This is a genomic window from Enterobacter kobei (assembly GCF_001729765.1).
Taxonomy (GTDB): Bacteria; Pseudomonadota; Gammaproteobacteria; order Enterobacterales; family Enterobacteriaceae; genus Enterobacter; species Enterobacter kobei.
In genome coordinates, this window is the sequence record NZ_CP017181.1 from 436777 (window position 1) to 456670 (window position 19894).

Annotated in this window: 13 protein-coding genes; 4 read left to right on the forward strand and 9 right to left on the reverse strand. The window is 57.1% G+C overall.

The genetic code is table 11. The features are described 5' to 3' along the window. The first annotated feature begins 8 nt into the window (after window positions 1-8). Both BFV64_RS02125 and BFV64_RS02130 read left to right on the forward strand, forming a co-directional pair. Complete coding sequence (locus tag BFV64_RS02125; protein ID WP_069601642.1) at window positions 9-1145, forward strand: lactonase family protein; 1137 nt, start codon at window positions 9-11, stop codon at window positions 1143-1145. Window positions 1146-1164: 19 nt separating this feature from the next. Continuing rightward, window positions 1165-3075: a BglG family transcription antiterminator gene (locus BFV64_RS02130; protein WP_023338955.1), complete on the forward strand. Its 1911-nt coding sequence runs from the start codon at window positions 1165-1167 to the stop codon at window positions 3073-3075. 32 nt (window positions 3076-3107) lie between these two features. Here the strand turns inward: BFV64_RS02130 and nrdG are convergent, their stop codons facing one another. The 5 genes from nrdG to BFV64_RS02155 all read right to left on the reverse strand — a co-directional run bounded on the left by nrdG (window position 3108) and on the right by BFV64_RS02155 (window position 10807). Further along, window positions 3108-3572 carry an anaerobic ribonucleoside-triphosphate reductase-activating protein gene (nrdG, locus tag BFV64_RS02135; protein WP_023338956.1) on the reverse strand — a complete coding sequence of 155 codons (465 nt, stop codon included), beginning with the start codon at window positions 3570-3572 and terminating at the stop codon, window positions 3108-3110. Between the two features lie 141 nt (window positions 3573-3713). After that, window positions 3714-5852 carry an anaerobic ribonucleoside-triphosphate reductase gene (gene nrdD / locus BFV64_RS02140; RefSeq protein ID WP_014882293.1) on the reverse strand — a complete coding sequence of 713 codons (2139 nt, stop codon included), beginning with the start codon at window positions 5850-5852 and terminating at the stop codon, window positions 3714-3716. 369 nt (window positions 5853-6221) lie between these two features. After that, a complete protein-coding gene (locus BFV64_RS02145) occupies window positions 6222-6794 on the reverse strand; it encodes a PTS sugar transporter subunit IIA (protein WP_014882294.1) in 573 nt (190 codons plus the stop codon). A gap of 1 nt (window position 6795) precedes the next feature. Further along, window positions 6796-9393, reverse strand: coding sequence for a glycoside hydrolase family 38 N-terminal domain-containing protein (locus BFV64_RS02150; protein ID WP_045134405.1), 2598 nt, complete (start codon window positions 9391-9393; stop codon window positions 6796-6798). Between the two features lie 10 nt (window positions 9394-9403). After that, window positions 9404-10807 (reverse strand): PTS fructose transporter subunit IIC, encoded by a 1404-nt coding sequence (locus BFV64_RS02155; protein ID WP_071978045.1) that lies wholly within the window; start codon window positions 10805-10807, stop codon window positions 9404-9406. Window positions 10808-10986: 179 nt separating this feature from the next. Here BFV64_RS02155 and BFV64_RS02160 point away from each other — a divergent pair, with 179 nt between their 5' ends. Further along, window positions 10987-11646: a MurR/RpiR family transcriptional regulator gene (locus BFV64_RS02160; protein ID WP_014882297.1), complete on the forward strand. Its 660-nt coding sequence runs from the start codon at window positions 10987-10989 to the stop codon at window positions 11644-11646. A gap of 8 nt (window positions 11647-11654) precedes the next feature. Here the strand turns inward: BFV64_RS02160 and BFV64_RS02165 are convergent, their stop codons facing one another. From BFV64_RS02165 to treR, 4 genes are all read right to left on the reverse strand, one after another. Further along, window positions 11655-12401 (reverse strand): oligogalacturonate-specific porin KdgM family protein, encoded by a 747-nt coding sequence (locus tag BFV64_RS02165; RefSeq protein WP_069601643.1) that lies wholly within the window; start codon window positions 12399-12401, stop codon window positions 11655-11657. A 136-nt stretch (window positions 12402-12537) separates the two neighbouring features. Continuing rightward, window positions 12538-14193, reverse strand: a complete 1656-nt coding sequence (gene treC / locus BFV64_RS02170; RefSeq protein ID WP_069601644.1) for an alpha,alpha-phosphotrehalase — start codon at window positions 14191-14193, stop codon at window positions 12538-12540. Window positions 14194-14244: 51 nt separating this feature from the next. Further along, a complete protein-coding gene (gene treB / locus BFV64_RS02175) occupies window positions 14245-15663 on the reverse strand; it encodes a PTS trehalose transporter subunit IIBC (protein ID WP_014882300.1) in 1419 nt (472 codons plus the stop codon). Window positions 15664-15790: 127 nt separating this feature from the next. Next, window positions 15791-16738, reverse strand: a complete 948-nt coding sequence (treR, locus tag BFV64_RS02180; RefSeq protein WP_014882301.1) for a trehalose operon repressor TreR — start codon at window positions 16736-16738, stop codon at window positions 15791-15793. A gap of 389 nt (window positions 16739-17127) precedes the next feature. Between treR and mgtA the strand changes: the two genes are divergently transcribed. Next, window positions 17128-19836 carry a magnesium-translocating P-type ATPase gene (mgtA, locus tag BFV64_RS02185; RefSeq protein WP_069601645.1) on the forward strand — a complete coding sequence of 903 codons (2709 nt, stop codon included), beginning with the start codon at window positions 17128-17130 and terminating at the stop codon, window positions 19834-19836. The last annotated feature ends 58 nt before the right edge of the window (window positions 19837-19894 follow it).

Sequence of the window (19894 nt, forward strand, 5' to 3'; positions counted from 1 at the left end):
GAGCCACCATGCACACCCGTAACCTGCTTGTTGCTTCACTCTCTTTGCTTGCTACCGCCGCCGTCGCGCAAACCCAGTATGCCTGGGTCGGCACCTACAACCCCAACGGCGAAGGGCTGTACCGTTTTATCGTTGACGCGCAAACCGGCGCGCTCGGCAACAAAACGCTGGTGAGCAAACTGCCGAACGCCGCGCAGTTGGCCGTCTCACACGACGGCAAAACGCTCTATCTGGCAAGCGAAGTGGAGCAGGGCGTGGTGCAGGCGCTGCGGGTGGAAGATAACGGCGAGCTGAGCGAGTTGAATCAGGTGGCCTCCGGCGGCGCGGGGCCGGTTTATCTTTCGCTGACGCCGAATGGCCAGCACCTGCTGGTGGCCAACTACGTCAGCGGATCGATTGCCGTTTTGCCGGTCAAAGCAGACGGCAGCCTGGGAGATGCCACGGATAAACATCAGGATCAGGGCGAACCTGGTGCAGCAAAACCAGAAGCCGCTGTAGAGGGCAGTTTTGCTATCAGCGATCACAACGGTCCTCATGCGCACATGATCGCCGCCGATCCGAGCGGGAAGTACGTGTTTTCGACCGATCTGGGGTTAGATCGCATCTATCAGTACCGTTTTGACGATCGAAGCGGAAAGCTGACCCCCAACGATCCGCCGTTTATCAGCGCCTCCTCGAAAGGGGCCGGACCTCGCCATTTCGTCTTTAGGCCGAAAGGGGATGCCCTGTGGCTGATTAACGAAGAGGCCTCAACGCTCACCCATTATGCCGTGAATGCCAACGGCACCTTGAAAGCGGGTAAAACACTCTCTGCCCTGCCAAAAGGGTACAAAGGCACCAGTTTTGCTGCCGGGCTGGCGTTAAGCGCCGACGGTAAACAGCTGTATGTGGCTAACCGTTTGCATAACAGCATCGGGCACTTTACCGTAACAGCAGAAGGCACGCTGAGGCATCAGGATGACGTGTGGACGCGTGGCGACTACCCGCGCACCCTGACGCTCGATAAACAAGGACGCTGGCTGTACGTTATGAACCAGCGCAGCGATAACATTACCCGTTTTCGCGTGGCGCAGGATGGGAAGTTGAGCTTCGAGCCAGACTATACGCCGGTTGGCAGCCCATCCCAGATGGTCATTTCACCCTAAGCCGTAAGAGGACAACGACGTGCGATTTCCGAACCAACGTTTAGCGCAACTTTTCGATCTGTTGCAAAACGAGACGCTGCCGCAGGACGAGCTGGCGCAGCGGCTGTCGGTCTCCACGCGAACCGTCCGTGCTGACATCACCGCCCTGAACGCGCTGCTGGCGAGCCACGGGGCGCAGTTTATTCTGAGCCGTGGAAATGGCTATCAGCTTAAAATTGACGACGCCGCGCGTTATCAGCAGCTCCAGGCCTCCCATCCGCGCGCACTGCGTATTCCCCGTACGGGCGCGGAGCGCGTGCATTATCTGGTGGTGCGTTTTCTGACGTCGGCGTTTTCGCTTAAGCTGGAGGACCTGGCGGACGAGTGGTTTGTCAGCCGCGCCACGCTACAAAGCGACATGGCGGAAGTGCGCGAGTGTTTTCATCGCTATAACCTGACGCTGGAAACCCGTCCACGCCATGGCATGAAGCTGTTTGGCAGCGAAATGTCGGTTCGCGCCTGCCTGACCGATCTGCTCTGGGAGCTGGCGCAGCAGGACAGCCTGAACCCGCTGGTGACGGATGTCGCGCTCAATGCGGGCGTGGCGGAAAAGATGGTGCCAGTGCTGCACGACGCGCTGACGCGTCACCACATTCGCCTGACGGACGAAGGGGAGTTGTTCCTGCGCCTGTACTGCGCGGTATCAGTGCGACGCATCAGCGAAGGCTATCCGCTACCGGAATTCCATGCGGAGGATGTGGAGGAGAACGTGCGGGAAGCGGCGAAAGATATTGCTGTGGCCATTCAGGAACTGGCGGGCAAAGCGCTTGCACCCTCGGAGGAGAACTGGCTCTGCGTGCACATCGCTGCGCGGCAGATCCAGGAGATCGCCCCAAGCGCCATTAACGCCGATGACGAAGAGGCGCTGGTGAACTACATCCTGCGCTACATCAACACCCACTACAACTACAACCTGCTCAGCGACGCGCAGCTGCACGCGGATCTGCTCACGCACATCAAGACGATGATCACCCGCGTGCGGTATCAAATCATGATCCCCAATCCGCTGCTGGATAACATCAAGCAGCACTACCCGATGGCCTGGGACATGACCCTGGCGGCGGTATCGAACTGGGGCAAATACACGCCGTATGCGATCAGCGAAAACGAAATTGGTTTCCTGGTGCTGCACATTGGCGTCGGGCTGGAGCGTCACTACAACATTGGCTACCAGCGCCAGCCGCGCGTGCTGCTGGTCTGTGACGCCGGTAATGCGATGGTGCGTATGATTGAGGCGGTACTCCAGCGTAAATACCCGCAGATTGAGGTCACGCGCACGCTCACGCTGCGCGAGTACGAGCAGGTGGAATCGCTTAGCGAGGACTTTGTTATCGCTACCGCGCGCGTCAGTGAAAAAGCAAAACCGGTAGTGATGATCGCACCGTTTCCGACTGATTATCAGCTGGAGCAGATTGGCAAGCTGGTGCTGGTAGACCGCACCCGCCCGTGGATGCTGGATAAATACTTCGACGCCGCCCATTTCCGCATCATCGACGCGCCGATTGACCAGCAAACGCTGTTCCGCGAGCTGTGCGAACAGCTTGAAGGGGAGGGGTTTGTGGGGACGGCGTTTCTGGAGTCGGTGGTTGAACGTGAAGCCATCGTCAGCACCATGCTCGGTGACGGCATTGCGCTTCCGCACTCCCTCGGTCTGCTTGCCCAGAAAACCGTGGTCTACACCGTACTCGCCCCGCAGGGGATTGCGTGGGGTGACGAAACCGCGCACGTGATTTTCCTGCTCGCCATCAGCAAAAGCGAGTATGAAGAGGCGATGGCGATCTACGATATCTTCGTCACCTTCCTGCGCGAGCGCGCCATGGCGCGGCTCTGTAGCTGCGGCGATTTTGCCGAGTTTAAAACGGTGGCGATGGAGAGTTTGAGTCGGTTTTGAGAAAAAGGCGGATAAATAATATCCGCTTTTAATTAACGCAAATGATGCACAACCTGGTTACTGCTGCCGCGCCAGATCAGCGCGGGATCTTTTAAATCCTGAACGAACTTGCCGTCGACCAGCACGTTAATCAACTCCACCACTTCCATCTGAGCCGCATTCAGTTCATCCAGCCTGTAACCCGTCCAGACCCAGATATCCTTTCCTGCGCACTCGCGGCGAATGCGTTTTACCAGATTCAGGATCTCCGGCACGTTTTGCGGGTGAAGAGGATCGCCGCCGGAGAGCGAAATTCCCTGTCGTTTGATGCGCGTATCGTTGAGATCGTTAATGATCCGGTCTGCCATTTCCGCGGTAAACGGCATACCGGAATTTAAGCGCCAGGTGCTTTTGTTATAGCAACCCGGGCACTCGTGGACGCAGCCTGACACGAACAGGGTGCAGCGGGTGCCGGGTCCGTTGACGATATCAACGGGGTAGTATTGATGGTAATTCATAGCGTTAACCTGATGCCCTCACCCCGGCCCTCTCCCACAGGGAGAGGGAGAAAACCGGAGCCGGGCTCAACAATATGCTCGATCGGTTCCCTCTCCCTTGAGGGAGAGGGGTAGGGTGAGGGGGAGAACCCAGCGCAGAACTTACCCGATCTGCCCATTCCCCAGATGCTTCACGCGGCGTTTTACCTCTTCCTGCTTACCGGCGTTAAACGGACGCGCATCCGGGCTACCGAGATAGCCGCACACGCGGCGGGTTACCGACACGCGTGCCGCGTCGTGGTTACCGCATTTCGGGCAGGTAAAGCCTTTGCTGGTACACTCGAACTCGCCGGTAAAGCCGCACTCGTAGCATTCGTCGATGGGCGTGTTGGTGCCGTAATACGGCACATGCTGATAGCTGTAATCCCACACGTCTTCCAGCGCCTTCAGGTTGTGCTGAATGTTCGGGTACTCGCCGTAGCAGATGAAGCCGCCGTTGGCGATCGGCGGATACGCCGCTTCAAAGTCGATCTTGTCGTACGGGTTTACCTTCTTCTCCACGTCGAGGTGGAAGCTGTTGGTGTAGTAACCTTTATCGGTCACGCCTTCCACGATGCCGAACTCGGCGGTGTCCAGACGGCAGAAGCGGTCGCACAGGTTCTCGCTTGGGGTACTGTACAGGCTGAAACCGTAGCCGGTTTCCTCTTTCCACTGGTCCACGGCATCGCGCAGGCGCTGAACAATCGCCACGCCTTTTTCACGCAGCGCGTCGCTGTCATACATATGCGTGCCGCCAGACAGGGCATTGATGGTTTCATGGATGCCGATATAGCCCAGCGAAATCGACGCGCGGCCGTTTTTGAAGATCTCAGACACGTCATCGTCCGCTTTCAGGCGCACGCCGCAGGCCCCTTCCATATAGAGGATAGGTGCCACGCGGGCTTTGACCCCTTCAAGGCGGGCGATACGGGTCATCAGCGCCTTGCGCGCCAGCTGCAGACGTTCATCCAGCAGCGTCCAGAATTCCGCTTCATTGCCTTTCGCCTCCAGCGCGATGCGCGGCAGGTTCAGGCTGATGACGCCGAGGTTGTTACGCCCGTCGTGGATCTGCTCGCCGTTTTCATCTTCGTATACGCCGAGGAAGCTGCGGCAACCCATTGGCGTTTTAAATGAACCGGTTACTTTTACGACCTGATCGTAGTTCAGAATATCCGGGTACATGCGCTTGCTCGCGCACTCCAGCGCCAGCTGTTTGATGTCGTAATTCGGATCGCCAACTTTGTGGTTCAGCCCGTCGCGGATGGCGAATACCAGTTTCGGGAACACCGCCGTTTTGCGGTTCTTACCGAGGCCGGAGATACGGTTGCGCAGGATGGACTGCTGGATCAAACGCGATTCCCAGCTGGTGCCCAGGCCAAAACCGAAGGTCACAAACGGCGTCTGGCCGTTGGCGGTATGCAGGGTATTCACCTCATACTCCAGCGACTGGAACGCGTCATAGCACTCTTTCTCGGTGCGCGAGTGTGCATAACCGTCGGCGTCCGGGATCTGCCACTCTTCGGCCGTTTTGCGGTGCTTGTTGAAGCTTGCGGTCACAAACGGGGCCAGCACTTCGTCAATGCGGTTAATGGTGGTGCCGCCGTAAATGTGGCTGGCGACCTGGGCGATAATCTGTGCCGTGACCGCAGTGGCGGTGGAGATGGATTTTGGCGGTTCAATCTCGGCGTTACCCATTTTAAACCCGTGGGTCAGCATGCCTTTCAGGTCGATCAGCATACAGTTGAACATCGGGAAGAACGGTGAATAGTCGAGATCGTGATAGTGGATCTCACCGCGCTCGTGCGCTGAGACCACATCGCGCGGCAGCAGGTGCTGACGGGCATAGTGTTTGGCGACGATACCGGCCAGCAGATCGCGCTGGGTGGGGATCACTTTACTGTCTTTGTTGGCGTTTTCATTGAGCAGGGCAGAGTTGGTCTGCTCTACCAGACCACGGATCTCCTGGTTCAGGCGACCGCGCTTTTCACGCTGCACGTCACGATCGTGGCGGTACTCAATGTAGGCGCGGGCCAGCTGCTTGTAGGGGCCCGCCATCAGCTGATTTTCAACCGCGGTCTGGATCTCGTTGATATCAACCTGGCTGCGTTCATTCATCTGGCTGCTAACGACTTCTGCGACGGTGGCGCAGTAATCTGCGTCATCGACTCCCGCTGCTTTAGCTGCACGCAGAATGGCTTCCTGGATGCGCTCTGATTTAAACGGCACTTTACAGCCATCACGTTTCATCACATGCGGTGTCATGATCACTCCATTTTTAAAAACAGTTTATCCACAGAGGTGGAGAAGTATTCACCGGGCGCATTCCTCGCCAGGCCAAAGACTTCCCGCGTTCCCGGCTCGTGTTATCCACAATTCCGGCCAGCGTAAGCGCCGTCTTGTTGTTGGAATAGTAGACGATTAATACAACATGTTGGGTTGGCGTGCATTTTAAGTGCTACATATAGTGATTTGCATCAAACTTGTTTGCGATTTATTTGATGCAGAACAAAGTAAAAAGACGAGAGTACAAACGGCGGGCGCTTCAGCGATTGTAAAGACCAGAAGGAAAAATCTGATTAATTATTCAACAAAAACAAGCGCTCAGCACGGTCTGTACTGAGCGCTACGTGATTAATGGATGCCGCGCACCCAGCTTAAACCTGCCTGTAAAAAGGCGGCGATAGCGACAGTGCCCAGCACCAGTGGGATGAGAAGGGAACGCGCGGGCACCGCATCCTCAATGTGCGGTTCTTCCGTACTCAGGGCAGACAGCGCCTCTTCCCGGGTGCGTGCCGCCAGAAGCTGCTCACGCACACGGTCTTCCGTCAACAGGCTGGTTAGCGTCGTCAGCAGCTGCATATGCGTGCTGCCTGCTTCAGCAGGGGGAATGGCGAGCAGGAAGACCATTCTGACCTCTTCATCCCCCTCCAGCCCCGGCCAGCGTATTGGGTCGTCAAAAAGCGCCAGACAAAACGCCGCCTGATGCACCGTCTCGGTTTTACCGTGTGGAACGGCAAGTGCTTCGCCCAGAGCCGTGGGACCTTCACTTTCACGCTGTAAAACGCTCTGGATAAATGTCTCTTGATCGCCGATGACGTTTCGCCTGACGAGCGGTTCGGCGAGCCAGCGGATCAGCGCTTCAGGGGTACGGTGCGGCGGGTTGATAAAAACCAAATCGGGGTGCGTCAATGCAAGCAAGTTCATATTAAGCCTCTAACAAAAAATCGCAGGTCGCGGAAGGTTGGATCGCCGTTACCGGCTGCACGGGCTCTTCCAGATAGTTGATCTGAGGAAGCCCCGCGAGATCTGCCGGAACGGGAACCGGCTGCGTGCCAGCGTTAAACACGCGGATGACCGTGCCATGTGACTGTTGGGCATGGGGCAGGGCAGACAGAATAAGCGGCTCCGGTAGGGTCAACAGCGAGAAGTGTGCCGGAAGCTGGCGTTCGGGCAGGCGCAACGAAAAGCGCTCAAGGCGATGATCGAGCGTGTGCAGCTTTTGCCGTTGATAGGTAAAGGGCTGTCCGGTCGCGAGATTTTCCAGCTGGCGTAGCGTCAGATGATCGGCACTGTCGGCCAGCGCGACGCTGAATGAAAAGTGCAACGGCTTCAGCAACTGGGCATCGGGGGTCTCAACCACCGTATTATTAATCCCGGATGCCCGACCCGGCCGCCAGTCCAGGTCGTTTCGTCCGAGCACACCCGTTGACTTAAACAGCGTCAGGGCAATCACTGCCGGTTCGTGCCCGAGGATCTGAAACTCCTTCATGCCGCGGCTATTCACCACCAGCGCTTTGCCTTCTTCTGCGACAGCGATAATGCCCTCGCTGGTTTCGATATCCACGGGCAGCTCGCGATAGCGTTCCTGCCAGTTTTCATCGTCATACCCCGTTTCGCGTTGGATGATCGCAAAGGGCTGTGAGGCGATAGCGTGATGCGTGTGAATATCGCTGTTGATCAGCAAGCGCAGCCGGTGATCGCAGTGGCTGTTTTCCAGCGCACCGTCGACATACAGGTTCGGATCGTCATGGCGCAATTCACACGCCAGACGCAGGCATAACGGTTTTCTGGCTGCATCCTGATGTCCGGCGAGATCCGGCGGCAGAAGCAGCGTCGCCTCAATAACCAGCTTTTCGACAAGCGGCGTTTTCAGGCAATCAATGAGTGCGAAATGGGAACAGCGCGTTGGCGTATCGCCCGCGAGCGGGGAGAAATCGTAGCTGTCGCCCGCATCCGCGCAGTCTTCGAGGGTAAAGAACGCGGGGATGCATCTGCCAGTGTGTTTGTCCTCAAGGGTAAGCGTTCCGGCGTCCAGCATCAGCCGATAATGCGCATTTTCTATTTCGCGGCCCTTTTCCTGTTCAGGCTGCCGTAGCGGCGCAGGGCTATTCTCAACGTTCACGGTGAGATAGCCAACCGACGGCAGAACCGGCGTCTGCACAGCAACGTGCCAGCGGAAATAGGGAGGAAGGGGCGTTTCACACTCGCCTTCGGCAGTGAGGGAGATCGCCGTTCCGCCGGGTAAAATGTCTCTTTTCAGGACGTCGAAGCGCACGGGCTGCCCCTGATACGTCAGCGCGATATGTTCAGCCCGGCTATACAGCGTGGTTTTAACCACGCGCCGCATTGGGGTGGTCAGCGGATTGAAGATCAGCAGGTCCCCTTCCTGAGCACAGGCGGCGGCCAGCGTTTTTACCACCAGATTCCACAGGCTGTGACACAGCTGCTCGGTTTGTTCCAGCCGATGCAGAATGTCGCGATTGGTCGCATCGCTATTACAGCCGCCGATAGAGTCGTGGGCGTGGCTTCGCAAAAGCGTCTTCCAGAGGGTATCGACTACAGAGAGATTGACCGGTAGCCCCTGATGCCGCGCCATGGCAATCGTCGGCTCCAGCTGTCGCAGGATAAACTGCTCGATCTCATCATTTTTCTTTTTAATGTCGTAGCGCACAGAGCCGATCGTTTTATGGATGCGGGTGTAGCGTGGCGATTTCAGCTCGCCTTCCCAGCTTTCAAACTGCTCACGCTGCGCGCGCAGGATGTCCACGTAACGCTCCAGCGAACTGATGGTGTACCAGTCCTGGTTGGGAGAGTGTTTGCTGGCGACCTGCAGGATAGTCGGCAGCGCCGGGTCGATGCTGACCTGATCGCCGCCGCAGGGTAGGAGCAGGTCATCGATACCGGCCCGTGAACGCAGCAAATCGACCATCGGGTAGATTTTCCCCTGCAGATGGCTGGCTTGCGAAGCGATATTTTTAGCCGCGCCATACCCGAGCGCCATCGCGCAGGCGATGACGCTCGCCCCTGACGGCGCGCGCCAGATAAACTGGCTGCGTTTGGCATGCCGGTCGTGATCGATACCGCGCCAGAAGACGATGTTATCGATATTGCAGCCCTGCAAAATCGTCGGCATCTGCGCATTGTGGCCGAAGGTATCCGGCAGATAACCGACCTGCATCGCATGTCCCAGCGTTCGGGCGGCGAAGATGCCGTACTTCAGGTTGCGGATAATGGATTCGCCATGCACGTTGTAGGTGTCCGTCTGGGTATACCACGGCCCGACGAAAATCCTTTTTTCTCTGACCAGCTTTTCCAGCCTGGCGCGATAATCGGGATTGATCGCAAGAAAGTCCTCCACGACCGCCATCTGCCCGTCAAGGTGATAGCAGGCATAAGCCGGGTTCTGCTCCAGCGTGTTGATAACATCCGCAAAGTTGTATGACGCCAGCACCATGCTGTCCTGACGGGTGAAATACCACTCCTGATCCCAGTGCGTGTGGGCAATAACGTGGATCTGACTCATGATGTTTCCCTCACCTGACGTTCTTTGGGCTGACATAAAGCACGCCCAGGGCGCAAATCAGTGCGCCAATAAAGACGCTCGCCAGATAGCCCGCCACATTGGTCGCCAGCGGCCAGCCCCAGATGGCGGGCAGAGGCAGCGTCTGCTTCACGCCGAGTGCAATCGCCACCAGTGCACCGGCGACGGCACCGGTCATGAACACCGGGATCAGGCGTGGGTTTTTCAGGATGAACGGGATAGCGCCTTCTGAGATCCCGATTACGCCCAGCAATAACGAGGTGCTGCCAACGGTTTTTTCTTCCCGGCTGAAGACATCCGGCAGACCAAAGCGGCCGTTGAGGAATGCGGCAAAACCGACGCCAATGGAGGGGATCACGATAGAGAGTTCGCGGGCGGTTAAATCAAACGTCTCGCTCATGCCATTCAGGCCGAGCGCGACCGAGCCTGCCGCCTTATTGACCGGACCACCAAGGTCGAAAGCGGTGCCCGCGGCGATCATTGCGGAATAGAACCCGCGACCGGTGTCGCCTGCCGAGGTAAAAAAGACCACCATCAGCTGATTAAGCGAGCCAAAAATCGGGTTAATCAGATATTCCATGACCATCACCAGCGTAATGCCGGTGATCAGCGGGACGATTAGCATGGTTTTAATGGTGGTGAGCTGCTGGCGGACATGAATCGAATCGTTGAGCCAGCGCACCAGATAGCCCACAAAGAAGCCAATCCCAATCGCGCCAAAAAAGCCGGAGGGCATAAAGCCCTCGATATCAAAGAAGCGCTTGTAGACTTCGTCTGACATGATGCCGCCGATAAGCCCGGGGATCAGCGCCGGTTTTCCGGCAATGGCAAACGCCAGATACATGGCGAAGACCGGATACATGAACTTGATTGTCATAAAGCCCACTTTATCCAGCACGCTGAACGGCGAATGTTCAATGTTAATAAACTGGCCGGTAATTTTGGCCGTCGCCATCATCAGCCCACCCATGACCACGACCGGTAACATATAGCTGATGGCCGCCATGATATGGCCAATAAATATCTGGTAAGCCGAACGCCGGAGATCGTCTTCGTCTTCATCTGCTACAGCGGTAGCATTTTTTTCCATTGCCAGCGCCTGACGCAGATAGCGATCGGTGTGCTTGATCAGCTCTTGTGTTCGTGTCTGAAGGTGAGGAATGTCATCAAAACGTTCGGCATCCTGAATGGGGACGTCGGTTGCCAGAATAATGGCGGTGGCAGAGGCAATTTCCTGTTTTGTTAAGCGATTTTTAACACCGTCGCTACCCTGCGTTTCGACCTTTACCTCAATGTTATGAGCTTTAGCCCATGCGATAATTTTATTCGCGGCCATAAACGTGTGTGCAATGCCTGTCGGGCAGGCCGTTACCGCGACAACTTTTTGTTTCGTCATTGTCATAATTCCCTGGATGTGAAAACAGGGAAAGTATAAAGAGAAGCCAAAACAGTTTTTAATGTTTGCTAATACTTATTACGTATCGTCATACGCGGGCTTGCAATATGTGAAGCGCCTTCCAGAGGATATTTTTCGGCTGTGGTAAAATCATGTCAGGATTAAACAGGGTGTAATATATGAATTCATTTCAGGGAAGTGAGCGTTTGATATTTGAATACATTCAGCATCACGCTACTCATATTTCTACTATATCGGCAAAAGAGATTGCCCGTGATACTTTTACCACGACAACCTCCGTTAATCGCGTGTGTAAGAAAATGGGCTATAAGAGCTATACAGAGCTTCGGTATCGTTTTTTACGCGATCATTTTACCCCTGCGCCTGTAAACCCTGACGTGGGGCCGCAGGCGGAGGAGATTGTGGTGGAGATGTCCAGGTTGCTGACCCATTCCAGCCATATTTTTCTCTATGCACGGGGCGCATCACTCACCAGCCTCAACTACCTGTCGCGTTTTTTATCTCTGGCGAGCCTGCCGCACCTTATTCTCAACGATATGCACCAGCTGACGCGGGTATCGAAGGGAACGCTGGTGTTGATCAGTAAATCCGGAGAGACGCAGTCGTTAATTGAAATGGCGCGTAACGCGCTGCGCAAAGGATTAAAGATTATTGCGATCACGCGCGAGGGGTCTACGCTGGCCGCGCTCTCTTCTCTATGCTGGCCGTTGTTGATTGATATCAACGCGGTATCGTTATATCAGCGGGAAGGGCAGCTGGAACTGTTAAGTGCGGTAGACCGTATCGGCTGCAGGCTGCTGCAGCACGATACGGTGTAGTCAGGTCGTCAGAGCTGCTTCACTATCCCCAGACGGACGGCATAATCATTTTCATGGTTGCCGTCATCGTTGATATAGGTTTTATCCAGTGAAACCAGTTCGACGTAAGGCGTCCAGCCATCGTCGAGCTTGTAGTTGAAGGCGACGGTATGTTCCCAGTAGGTATCATCCCCGGTTCCCTGATCGACACCATCCTGCCAGCGGAAGCGTGGGTTGTAGGACATCCCGAATTTGCCAATGTTATACGCGAACCAGATGTCGAACTGGTGTGACTGGCGGCGGGTATACCCGCTGCCGTCGAGTTCTTTGTCGCTGTGCGCGTCATTGACGGTGTTATAGCGATAACGGGCGGCGAGATTCAGACCGTTATCGAACGCTTTCCAGCCCTGAATGAAGGGGTGGTAATGGGTATTGCTGGCGGTGAAAACCGTCACCATACCCGGCGCTACGGCAAAGCCGTTTCCAAGATCGAAGCGCCAGCGTGTTTCAATCTCTTGTGCCGCCTCCGTTAAGCCTTTTTCGTCTGGGTTATATCGGTCGGTATCGCCAAAAAAGGTATCATTGTGGTTTTGTGCGGCTTCAACGGAGAAGTAAAAACCATTCTCCGCCTGATGCATGACCTTAATACGGGAATCATTGACGTCTGAGTTTGTGTTGTGACCAAAACGAAGGTCGACGGATGTATTTCCGCACCATCCCTGTGTGCTTAATAATAGTGCGCTAATACACGTTGCTTTAATAATTCTCTTTTTCATAATGTCCTGCCGAGATTATTTGATTGGCAGGGCTATTTTTATTTTCGGCACGCCACGATGTAAAAGTTATCGTCGTACATTTAGCGTATCGCTAAACATAAAAAAAAGAGATACAGCATGCTGTATCTCCTGATAGTTATTCCTGCACCCACCAGATAGCTTCAAACGGGCGCAAGAGCAGCGTGTCGGGACGGGTGGGGACATCATCATAGTTGCTGAGTGCGACCCGCCATGCGCCCTGTACCGGCTCCGGTTGCCACTGCTGACGCTCGCGGCTCAGGTTCGCCACCACCCTCAGCGTCTGCCCCTGCCACTGACGGCGATAACACCACAGGGAAGGATGGTCCGGGAGCAGATCCTCGTAGTCGCCCCACGTGAGCAGCGGCAGCGTTTTGCGCAGGCGAATCAGCGACTGGTAGGTGTAAAACACCGAGTCCTGGTCGTCCAGCGCCGCGCGGGCGTTCACGGTTTCGTAGTTATCGCAGACGCCAATCCACGGCTCGCCCTCGCTAAAGCCCGCATTGTGCGAGGCGTCCCACTGCATTGGCGTGCGGCCGTTATCGCGGGATTTGCTTGCCAGAATCGCCAGCAGTTCCTCAGGATCGCGACCGTTTGCCCGCATTTCGGCGAACATATTCAGGCTTTCCACATCGCGATAATCGGTGATGCGGCTGAAGTGCGGGTTGGTCATCCCCAGCTCCTCGCCCTGATAAATGTACGGCGTGCCCTGCATACCGTGCAGCACCATGCCCAGCATTTTCGCTGCGGCTACGCGGTGTTCCCCTTCGTCGCCAAAGCGTGAAACGATGCGCGGCTGATCGTGGTTACACCAGAACAGCGCGTTCCAGGCTTTGTTGTGCATCCCCTGCTGCCAGTGGCGGAAGAGGGTTTTCAGCGCGACAAAGTCCGGTTTCGCCTTCGTCCATTTTTCACCGCCCGGGTAATCCACCTTCAGGTGATGGAAGTTAAAGGTCATCGACAGCTCGCGCCCGTCGAGCGAGGCATACTGCTGGCAATTCTCCAGCGAGGTCGAGGACATTTCGCCCACCGTCATCAGGTTGCGCGGGGTAAAGACGTCGCGGCTCATCTCCTGAAGATATTCGTGGATGCGCGGCCCGTCCGTGTAGAAGCGGCGACCGTCGCCCGTTTCGTCATTCGGGAAATCCTGATCTTTTGAAATCAGGTTAATGACGTCCAGACGTAAGCCGTCCACGCCGCGATCGGCCCAGAACTCGCATACCTTTTTCAGCTCGGCGCGCACCTCCGGGTTTTCCCAGTTGAGATCCGCCTGCTCCGGCGCGAAGAGGTGAAGGTAATACTGCTCGCTCTCGGCGTGCCAGCGCCAGGCGTTGCCGCCAAACTTGGAGCGCCAGTTGTTAGGCAGTTGCTCCGGCGTACCGTCGCGCCAGATGTAGAACTGGCGGTACGGGCTTTCCTTATTCAGTGATTCCCGGAACCAGGCGTGCTGGGTTGACGTGTGGTTGAACACCATGTCCAGCACGATGCGAATACCGCGTTGATGCGCCCCGGCGACCAGTTCGTCAAAATCATCCAGCGTACCGTACGTCGGGTCGATGGCGATGTAATTCGCCACGTCATAGCCGTTATCCACCTGCGGCGAGATATAAAACGGCGTCAGCCAGATGGCGTCAATGCCGAGGGTTTTCAGGTAGTCCAGCCGCGCGGTCACGCCGCGTAAATCGCCGGTGCCACTGCCGGTCGTGTCCTGAAAACTCTTTGGATAGATCTGATAGATGACGCCGTTCTGCCACCAGTGAGGAAGGGTATTCATAATGCGTTCCTGCAAATGCGAAGGGGCGCAACTGCGCCCCGAAAGATGAAGTTAAACAATCTGCAGCGCGCCCTGACGGAACTTACGCTGATAAACCACGGTGGTGAGCGCCATTGGGACGATAATCGCAATCGCCATTGCCAGGGCAAACACCTGCCAGTAAGCGGGCTGGATGGAGAGAATGCCCGGCAGACCGCCCACGCCAATCCCGTTCGCCATCACGCCGTTCAGACCACACACCAGGCCTGCCAGACCGGAACCGATCATCGCGCAGAGCATCGGGAAGCGGTATTTCAGGTTGATACCGTACATCGCCGGTTCGGTGACGCCGAGGTAGGCGGAGATCGCGGCCGGAACGGAGATTTCGCGCTCGTTGTGCTTACGGCTGACGATGATGATGCCGGTCACCGCAGACGCCTGCGCAATGTTAGACAGGGCGATAATCGGCCAGACCGGCGTGCCGCCGAGGCTCTGGATCATCTGCATATCAATGGCCAGCGTGGTCTGGTGTACACCGGTGATCACCAGCGGGGCGTACAGGAAGCCAAACAGCGCGGCGCCAATCGGTGCGAAGCTGCCGGTCATCAGGTGGCGCACCGCGAAGGCCACGCCGTCGCCGATCATGCGGCCAAACGGACCGATAAACGCATGTGCCAGGAAGACGGCCAGAATCAGCGAGCAGACCGGAACGACCACCAGATAGAGATAATCCGGCACGATGCGCTTCAGGCGTGTCTCAATAAAGCCCAGCATCAGCCCCGCCAGCAGGGCCGGGATAACCTGCGCCTGATAGCCCACTTTGGCGATGGTGAACAGACCGAAGTTCCACACTTCAGGCACCTGCTGACCAAGTAAGTAAGCGTTCATTAACTGCGGAGAGACCAGCGTGACGCCCAGCACGATACCGAGAATCGGCGTACCGCCCATTTTGCGCACCGCGGACCAGCAAATCCCGACCGGCAGATAGAAGAAGATCGCTTCACCAATCAGCCACAGGAAGTCGTAAACGGTTTTCAGCGCCGGATACATCTGCGCCAGCGTTTTGCCGTCGCTCATCGGCACATCACCGATGACGTTACGGAAACCAAGAATTAAGCCGCCGCTGATCAGCGCCGGCAGCAGCGGGAAGAAGATCTCCGCGAAGTGGGAAATCAGCTGCTCGTGCCACTTCATATTCTGGCGTGCAGCCTTCTTGGCCTGCTCTTTATCCGCCGAGCTGTGCCCGGTGGTTGCCAGCAGAGCCTGATAGTAATCGCCCACTTCGGTACCAATGACCACCTGGAACTGCCCGGCGTTGGTGAAGCAGCCTTTAACCATTTTGAGTTCTTCAATGGCCTTCGGGTTCGCTTTTGCCGGATCGTTCAGCACGAAGCGCAGGCGGGTAATGCAATGGCTAACGGTTGCGATGTTTTCGCGGCCGCCGACCAGGACGATCAGCTGATCAATATCTGCTTGTTTGACTTTACTCATCATGAAACCTCATGACAGATGGTGAGGGGTGTAATGACCTGAGCGCAAGCCTACTCTTTCAGCGTGACGGCGAAAATGGGAACGTTCCCGAAATCGGGCGAAGATCACAATAAACGCTTCAGGGGGGCTATGAAAGATGAGCGGGAATCACGATCTGCCGCGGCTCACTCCGCCCGTTGATCTGCTCGATCAGCTGCGCGGCGGCCTGTCTGCCGGACTCGGCATAACCCGGATCGACGGTGATGATCTCCGGGTGCAGAAACTTCATCAGCGGCGTGCTGCCGACGCTCGCCACCTGCAGGCTGTCGATGCGCTGCTCCTGAAGGTATTTGCTGGCTCCCAGCGCCAGCGTATCCGTGGCGCACACCAGCGCGGTTGTCTGCGGGGTCAGGACACTGGCAACCTGCTCGTAGCCTTGCTTCATGCCCAGACCCGGCAGGGAGGCGACGGCCGGGAGGTTGTGCTTTTTGCAAAACGCCAGATAGGCCTCATGGCGACGCTTGCCGGTGGTGACGTCGGTGTGGGGTACGCCGAGGAAGCTGATATGGCGATGGCCTTTATCGTACAGACGCTGCATCAGGGTGATAATCGCCCCCTCGTCGTCATAACAGACAGAGGCAAAACCGTGGGCGTCGCGCGCCATCATGACCAGTGAGGGCTGCCAGGGTTTTAGCATCTCGTCTTTAATGCCGGTAAAGCCGAACAGCACCACGCCGTCAATGTTGCGTCGCTGGAGCATGCCCAGATGCTCTTCAACCAGCTGCGGCGAGAACTGGCTCTCCATCATGATGGGGTCATATCCCTGCTCGTAAAAGGCGGGCAACATGGTCTGCACGGCAAGGTTCTCCGAGAGCGAATCCAGACGAGAGACAATAATCGCGACCACTTTGTCACTCTGCCCGCGCATAGCGCGCGCGGAGCGGGAAGGGGAAAAGCCGTGCTGATTCATCACCGCCTCGACGCGCTCGCGGGTGCGTTCGCTGACACCGCTTTCGTTATTCAGCACCCGTGAGACGGTCGATTTCCCCACGCCGCTTAAACGCGCGATGTCTTTAATGGTAAGGCGGTTCTGCATGCTGTTTTCCCTGTAACAACGACAAAATGATCAATTGAGCCTAATGCTATAGCGCGATTTCGCTATGGGCAAAGTCTGGTTTACGTTCGGTTTATTTGCAGGGGGGTATAATACCGCCCGAATCGTCACAAAGGGTACGCTTAAATCCTTATACTGCGCGGCGACACCCTGTTTTTACTTACCGGAGGCTCCATGGATCCCGATCCCACACCTCTCCTGAACGGGAGAACACGTTCTTTCCGGTAAGCCAGCTTTTGCTGTCTCACCGGTGATGTGAGGCAGCAACGTCCCAAACGTTCCTGCTTGAAAAATTGAGTGCCTGACAGGTACGGCTTTGCCACGCCTGAAGGGAATGCTGCGTCCGCCGTTGCGGATGCGGAGGAATGACTATGTTTAAAAATATCACTCGGCAGCTGCAGGCCCTGCTGAGCCGCCACCTGCCACATCGTCTTATTCAGCGCGACCCGCTGCCCAATGCAAAAAACATCGCGGGTGCAGCGATTCCCTCTTCCCTGACCGAACGCTGCCTGAACGTGGCGGCAATGGATGAGAACGAAGTCTGGCGCGCCTTTGGCGGCCACCCGGAAGGGCTGAACGCGACGGAAGTGGACAAAATCCGCGCCGTGCACGGCGATAACCAAATTCCGGCGCAAAAACCGTCTCCGTGGTGGGTGCACCTGTGGCTCTGCTACCGCAACCCCTTCAACCTGCTGCTGACCGTGCTCGGCATCATCTCCTACGCGACGGAAGATCTCTTTGCCGCAGGGGTGATTGCCCTGATGGTGGAGATTTCCACGCTGCTGAACTTTATTCAGGAAGCCCGCTCCACCAAAGCGGCGGACGCCCTGAAAGCGATGGTCAGCAACACCGCGACCGTCTCGCGCGTGATTAACGACCTCGGCGAAAACGCCTGGGTGGAGCTGCCCATTGACCAGCTGGTGCCGGGTGACCTGGTGAAGCTGGCCGCGGGGGACATGATCCCGGCGGATTTACGCATCATTCAGGCGCGGGATCTGTTTGTCGCCCAGGCCTCCCTGACCGGGGAATCCCTGCCCGTTGAAAAGGTGGCGCGCAGCCGTGATCCGCAGCAGATGAACCCGCTTGAGTGCGACACCCTGTGCTTTATGGGAACCACGGTCGTCAGCGGTACGGCGCAGGCGATTGTCACCGCGACCGGGGGCAACACCTGGTTTGGTCAGCTTGCCGGACGCGTCAGCGAGCAGGAGAGCGAGCCGAATGCCTTCCAGAAAGGGATTGGCCGCGTCAGCATGCTGCTGATCCGCTTTATGATGGTGATGACGCCGATTGTGCTGTTGATCAACGGCTACACCAAGGGCGACTGGTGGGAGGCGGCGCTGTTTGCCCTCTCCGTGGCCGTTGGCTTAACGCCGGAAATGCTGCCGATGATTGTCACCTCCACGCTGGCGCGTGGGGCGGTGAAGCTCTCGAAACAGAAAGTGATCGTCAAGCACCTCGACGCTATCCAGAACTTTGGCGCGATGGACATTCTCTGCACCGACAAAACCGGCACCCTGACGCAGGATAAAATCGTGCTGGAGAACCACACCGATATCGCCGGTAAAACCAGCGAACGCGTGCTGCACAGCGCGTGGCTGAACAGCCATTACCAGACCGGGCTGAAGAACCTGCTCGACGTGGCGGTGCTGGAAGGGGTCGATGAGGAAGCCGCCCGCACGCTCTCCGGTCGCTGGCAGAAGGTGGATGAGATCCCGTTTGATTTCGAGCGCCGCCGCATGTCGGTGGTGGTGAGCGAGCAGCCGGACGTGCACCAGCTGATCTGCAAAGGCGCGCTGCAGGAGATCCTGAATGTGTCGACGCAGGTGCGCCATAACGGTGAGATCGTGCCGCTGGACGACACCATGCTGCGCCGCATCAAGCGCGTTACCGACAACCTGAACCGTCAGGGGCTGCGCGTGGTGGCGGTGGCGAGCAAGTTTCTGCCCGCGCGCGAGGGGGACTATCAGCGTATCGACGAATCCGATTTGATCCTCGAGGGTTACATCGCATTCCTCGATCCGCCGAAAGAGACCACCGCGCCTGCGCTGAAGGCGCTGAAGGCGAGCGGTATCACCGTTAAAATCCTCACCGGCGACAGCGAGCTGGTGACCGCGAAAGTGTGTCACGAAGTCGGGCTGGATGCGGGCGAGGTGGTCGTGGGCAGCGACATTGAGCCCCTGTCCGACGACGAGCTGGCGAAACTGGCGCAGCACACCACGCTGTTTGCCCGCCTGACACCGATGCATAAAGAGCGCATTGTTACCCTGCTGCGTCGTGAAGGGCACGTTGTGGGCTTTATGGGCGACGGCATCAACGATGCGCCCGCCCTGCGTGCCGCGGATATTGGCATCTCCGTGGACGGCGCGGTGGATATCGCCCGCGAAGCGGCGGATATTATCCTGCTGGAAAAAAGCCTGATGGTGCTGGAGGAGGGCGTTATCGAAGGGCGTCGCACCTTCGCCAACATGCTCAAGTACATCAAAATGACCGCCAGCTCCAACTTCGGTAACGTGTTCAGCGTCCTGGTGGCCAGCGCGTTTCTGCCGTTCCTGCCGATGCTGCCGTTGCACCTGCTGATCCAGAACCTGATGTACGACGTGTCCCAGGTGGCGATCCCGTTTGATAACGTCGACGACGAGCAGATCCAGAAGCCGCAGCGCTGGAACCCGTCCGATCTGGGGCGCTTTATGCTGTTCTTTGGGCCGATCAGCTCCATCTTCGACATCCTGACCTTCTGCCTGATGTGGTTTGTGTTCCATGCCAACACGCCGGAACATCAGACCTTGTTCCAGTCCGGCTGGTTCGTGGTGGGTCTGCTGTCGCAAACGCTGATTGTGCATATGATCCGCACGCGCCGCATTCCGTTCATCCAGAGCCGTGCCGCATGGCCGCTGATTGTGATGACGGGCATTGTGATGGCGCTCGGCATCGCGCTGCCGTTCTCGCCGCTGGCAAGTTACCTGCAGCTTCAGGCGCTGCCGCTGAGCTACTTCCCTTGGCTGGTGGCGATCCTCGCGGGCTACATGGTGCTGACGCAGATGGTGAAAGGGTTTTATGCGCGTCGGTATGGATGGCAGTGATTTTTTGCCGGGTGGCGGCTTCGCCTTACCCGGCCTACTCCCGTCACGTAGGCCCGGT

Coding starts and splice junctions, on each gene's coding strand:
- BFV64_RS02125 (WP_069601642.1), top strand. CDS start 9: ATGCACACCCGTAACCTGCTTGTTGCTTCACTCTCTTTGCTTGCTACC.
- nrdG (WP_023338956.1), bottom strand. CDS start 3,572: ATGAATTACCATCAATACTACCCCGTTGATATCGTCAACGGACCCGGC.
- nrdD (WP_014882293.1), bottom strand. CDS start 5,852: ATGACACCGCATGTGATGAAACGTGATGGCTGTAAAGTGCCGTTTAAA.
- BFV64_RS02145 (WP_014882294.1), bottom strand. CDS start 6,794: ATGAACTTGCTTGCATTGACGCACCCCGATTTGGTTTTTATCAACCCG.
- BFV64_RS02150 (WP_045134405.1), bottom strand. CDS start 9,393: ATGAGTCAGATCCACGTTATTGCCCACACGCACTGGGATCAGGAGTGG.
- BFV64_RS02155 (WP_071978045.1), bottom strand. CDS start 10,807: ATGACGAAACAAAAAGTTGTCGCGGTAACGGCCTGCCCGACAGGCATT.
- BFV64_RS02160 (WP_014882297.1), top strand. CDS start 10,987: ATGAATTCATTTCAGGGAAGTGAGCGTTTGATATTTGAATACATTCAG.
- BFV64_RS02165 (WP_069601643.1), bottom strand. CDS start 12,401: ATGAAAAAGAGAATTATTAAAGCAACGTGTATTAGCGCACTATTATTA.
- treC (WP_069601644.1), bottom strand. CDS start 14,193: ATGAATACCCTTCCTCACTGGTGGCAGAACGGCGTCATCTATCAGATC.
- treB (WP_014882300.1), bottom strand. CDS start 15,663: ATGAGTAAAGTCAAACAAGCAGATATTGATCAGCTGATCGTCCTGGTC.
- treR (WP_014882301.1), bottom strand. CDS start 16,738: ATGCAGAACCGCCTTACCATTAAAGACATCGCGCGTTTAAGCGGCGTG.
- mgtA (WP_069601645.1), top strand. CDS start 17,128: ATGTTTAAAAATATCACTCGGCAGCTGCAGGCCCTGCTGAGCCGCCAC.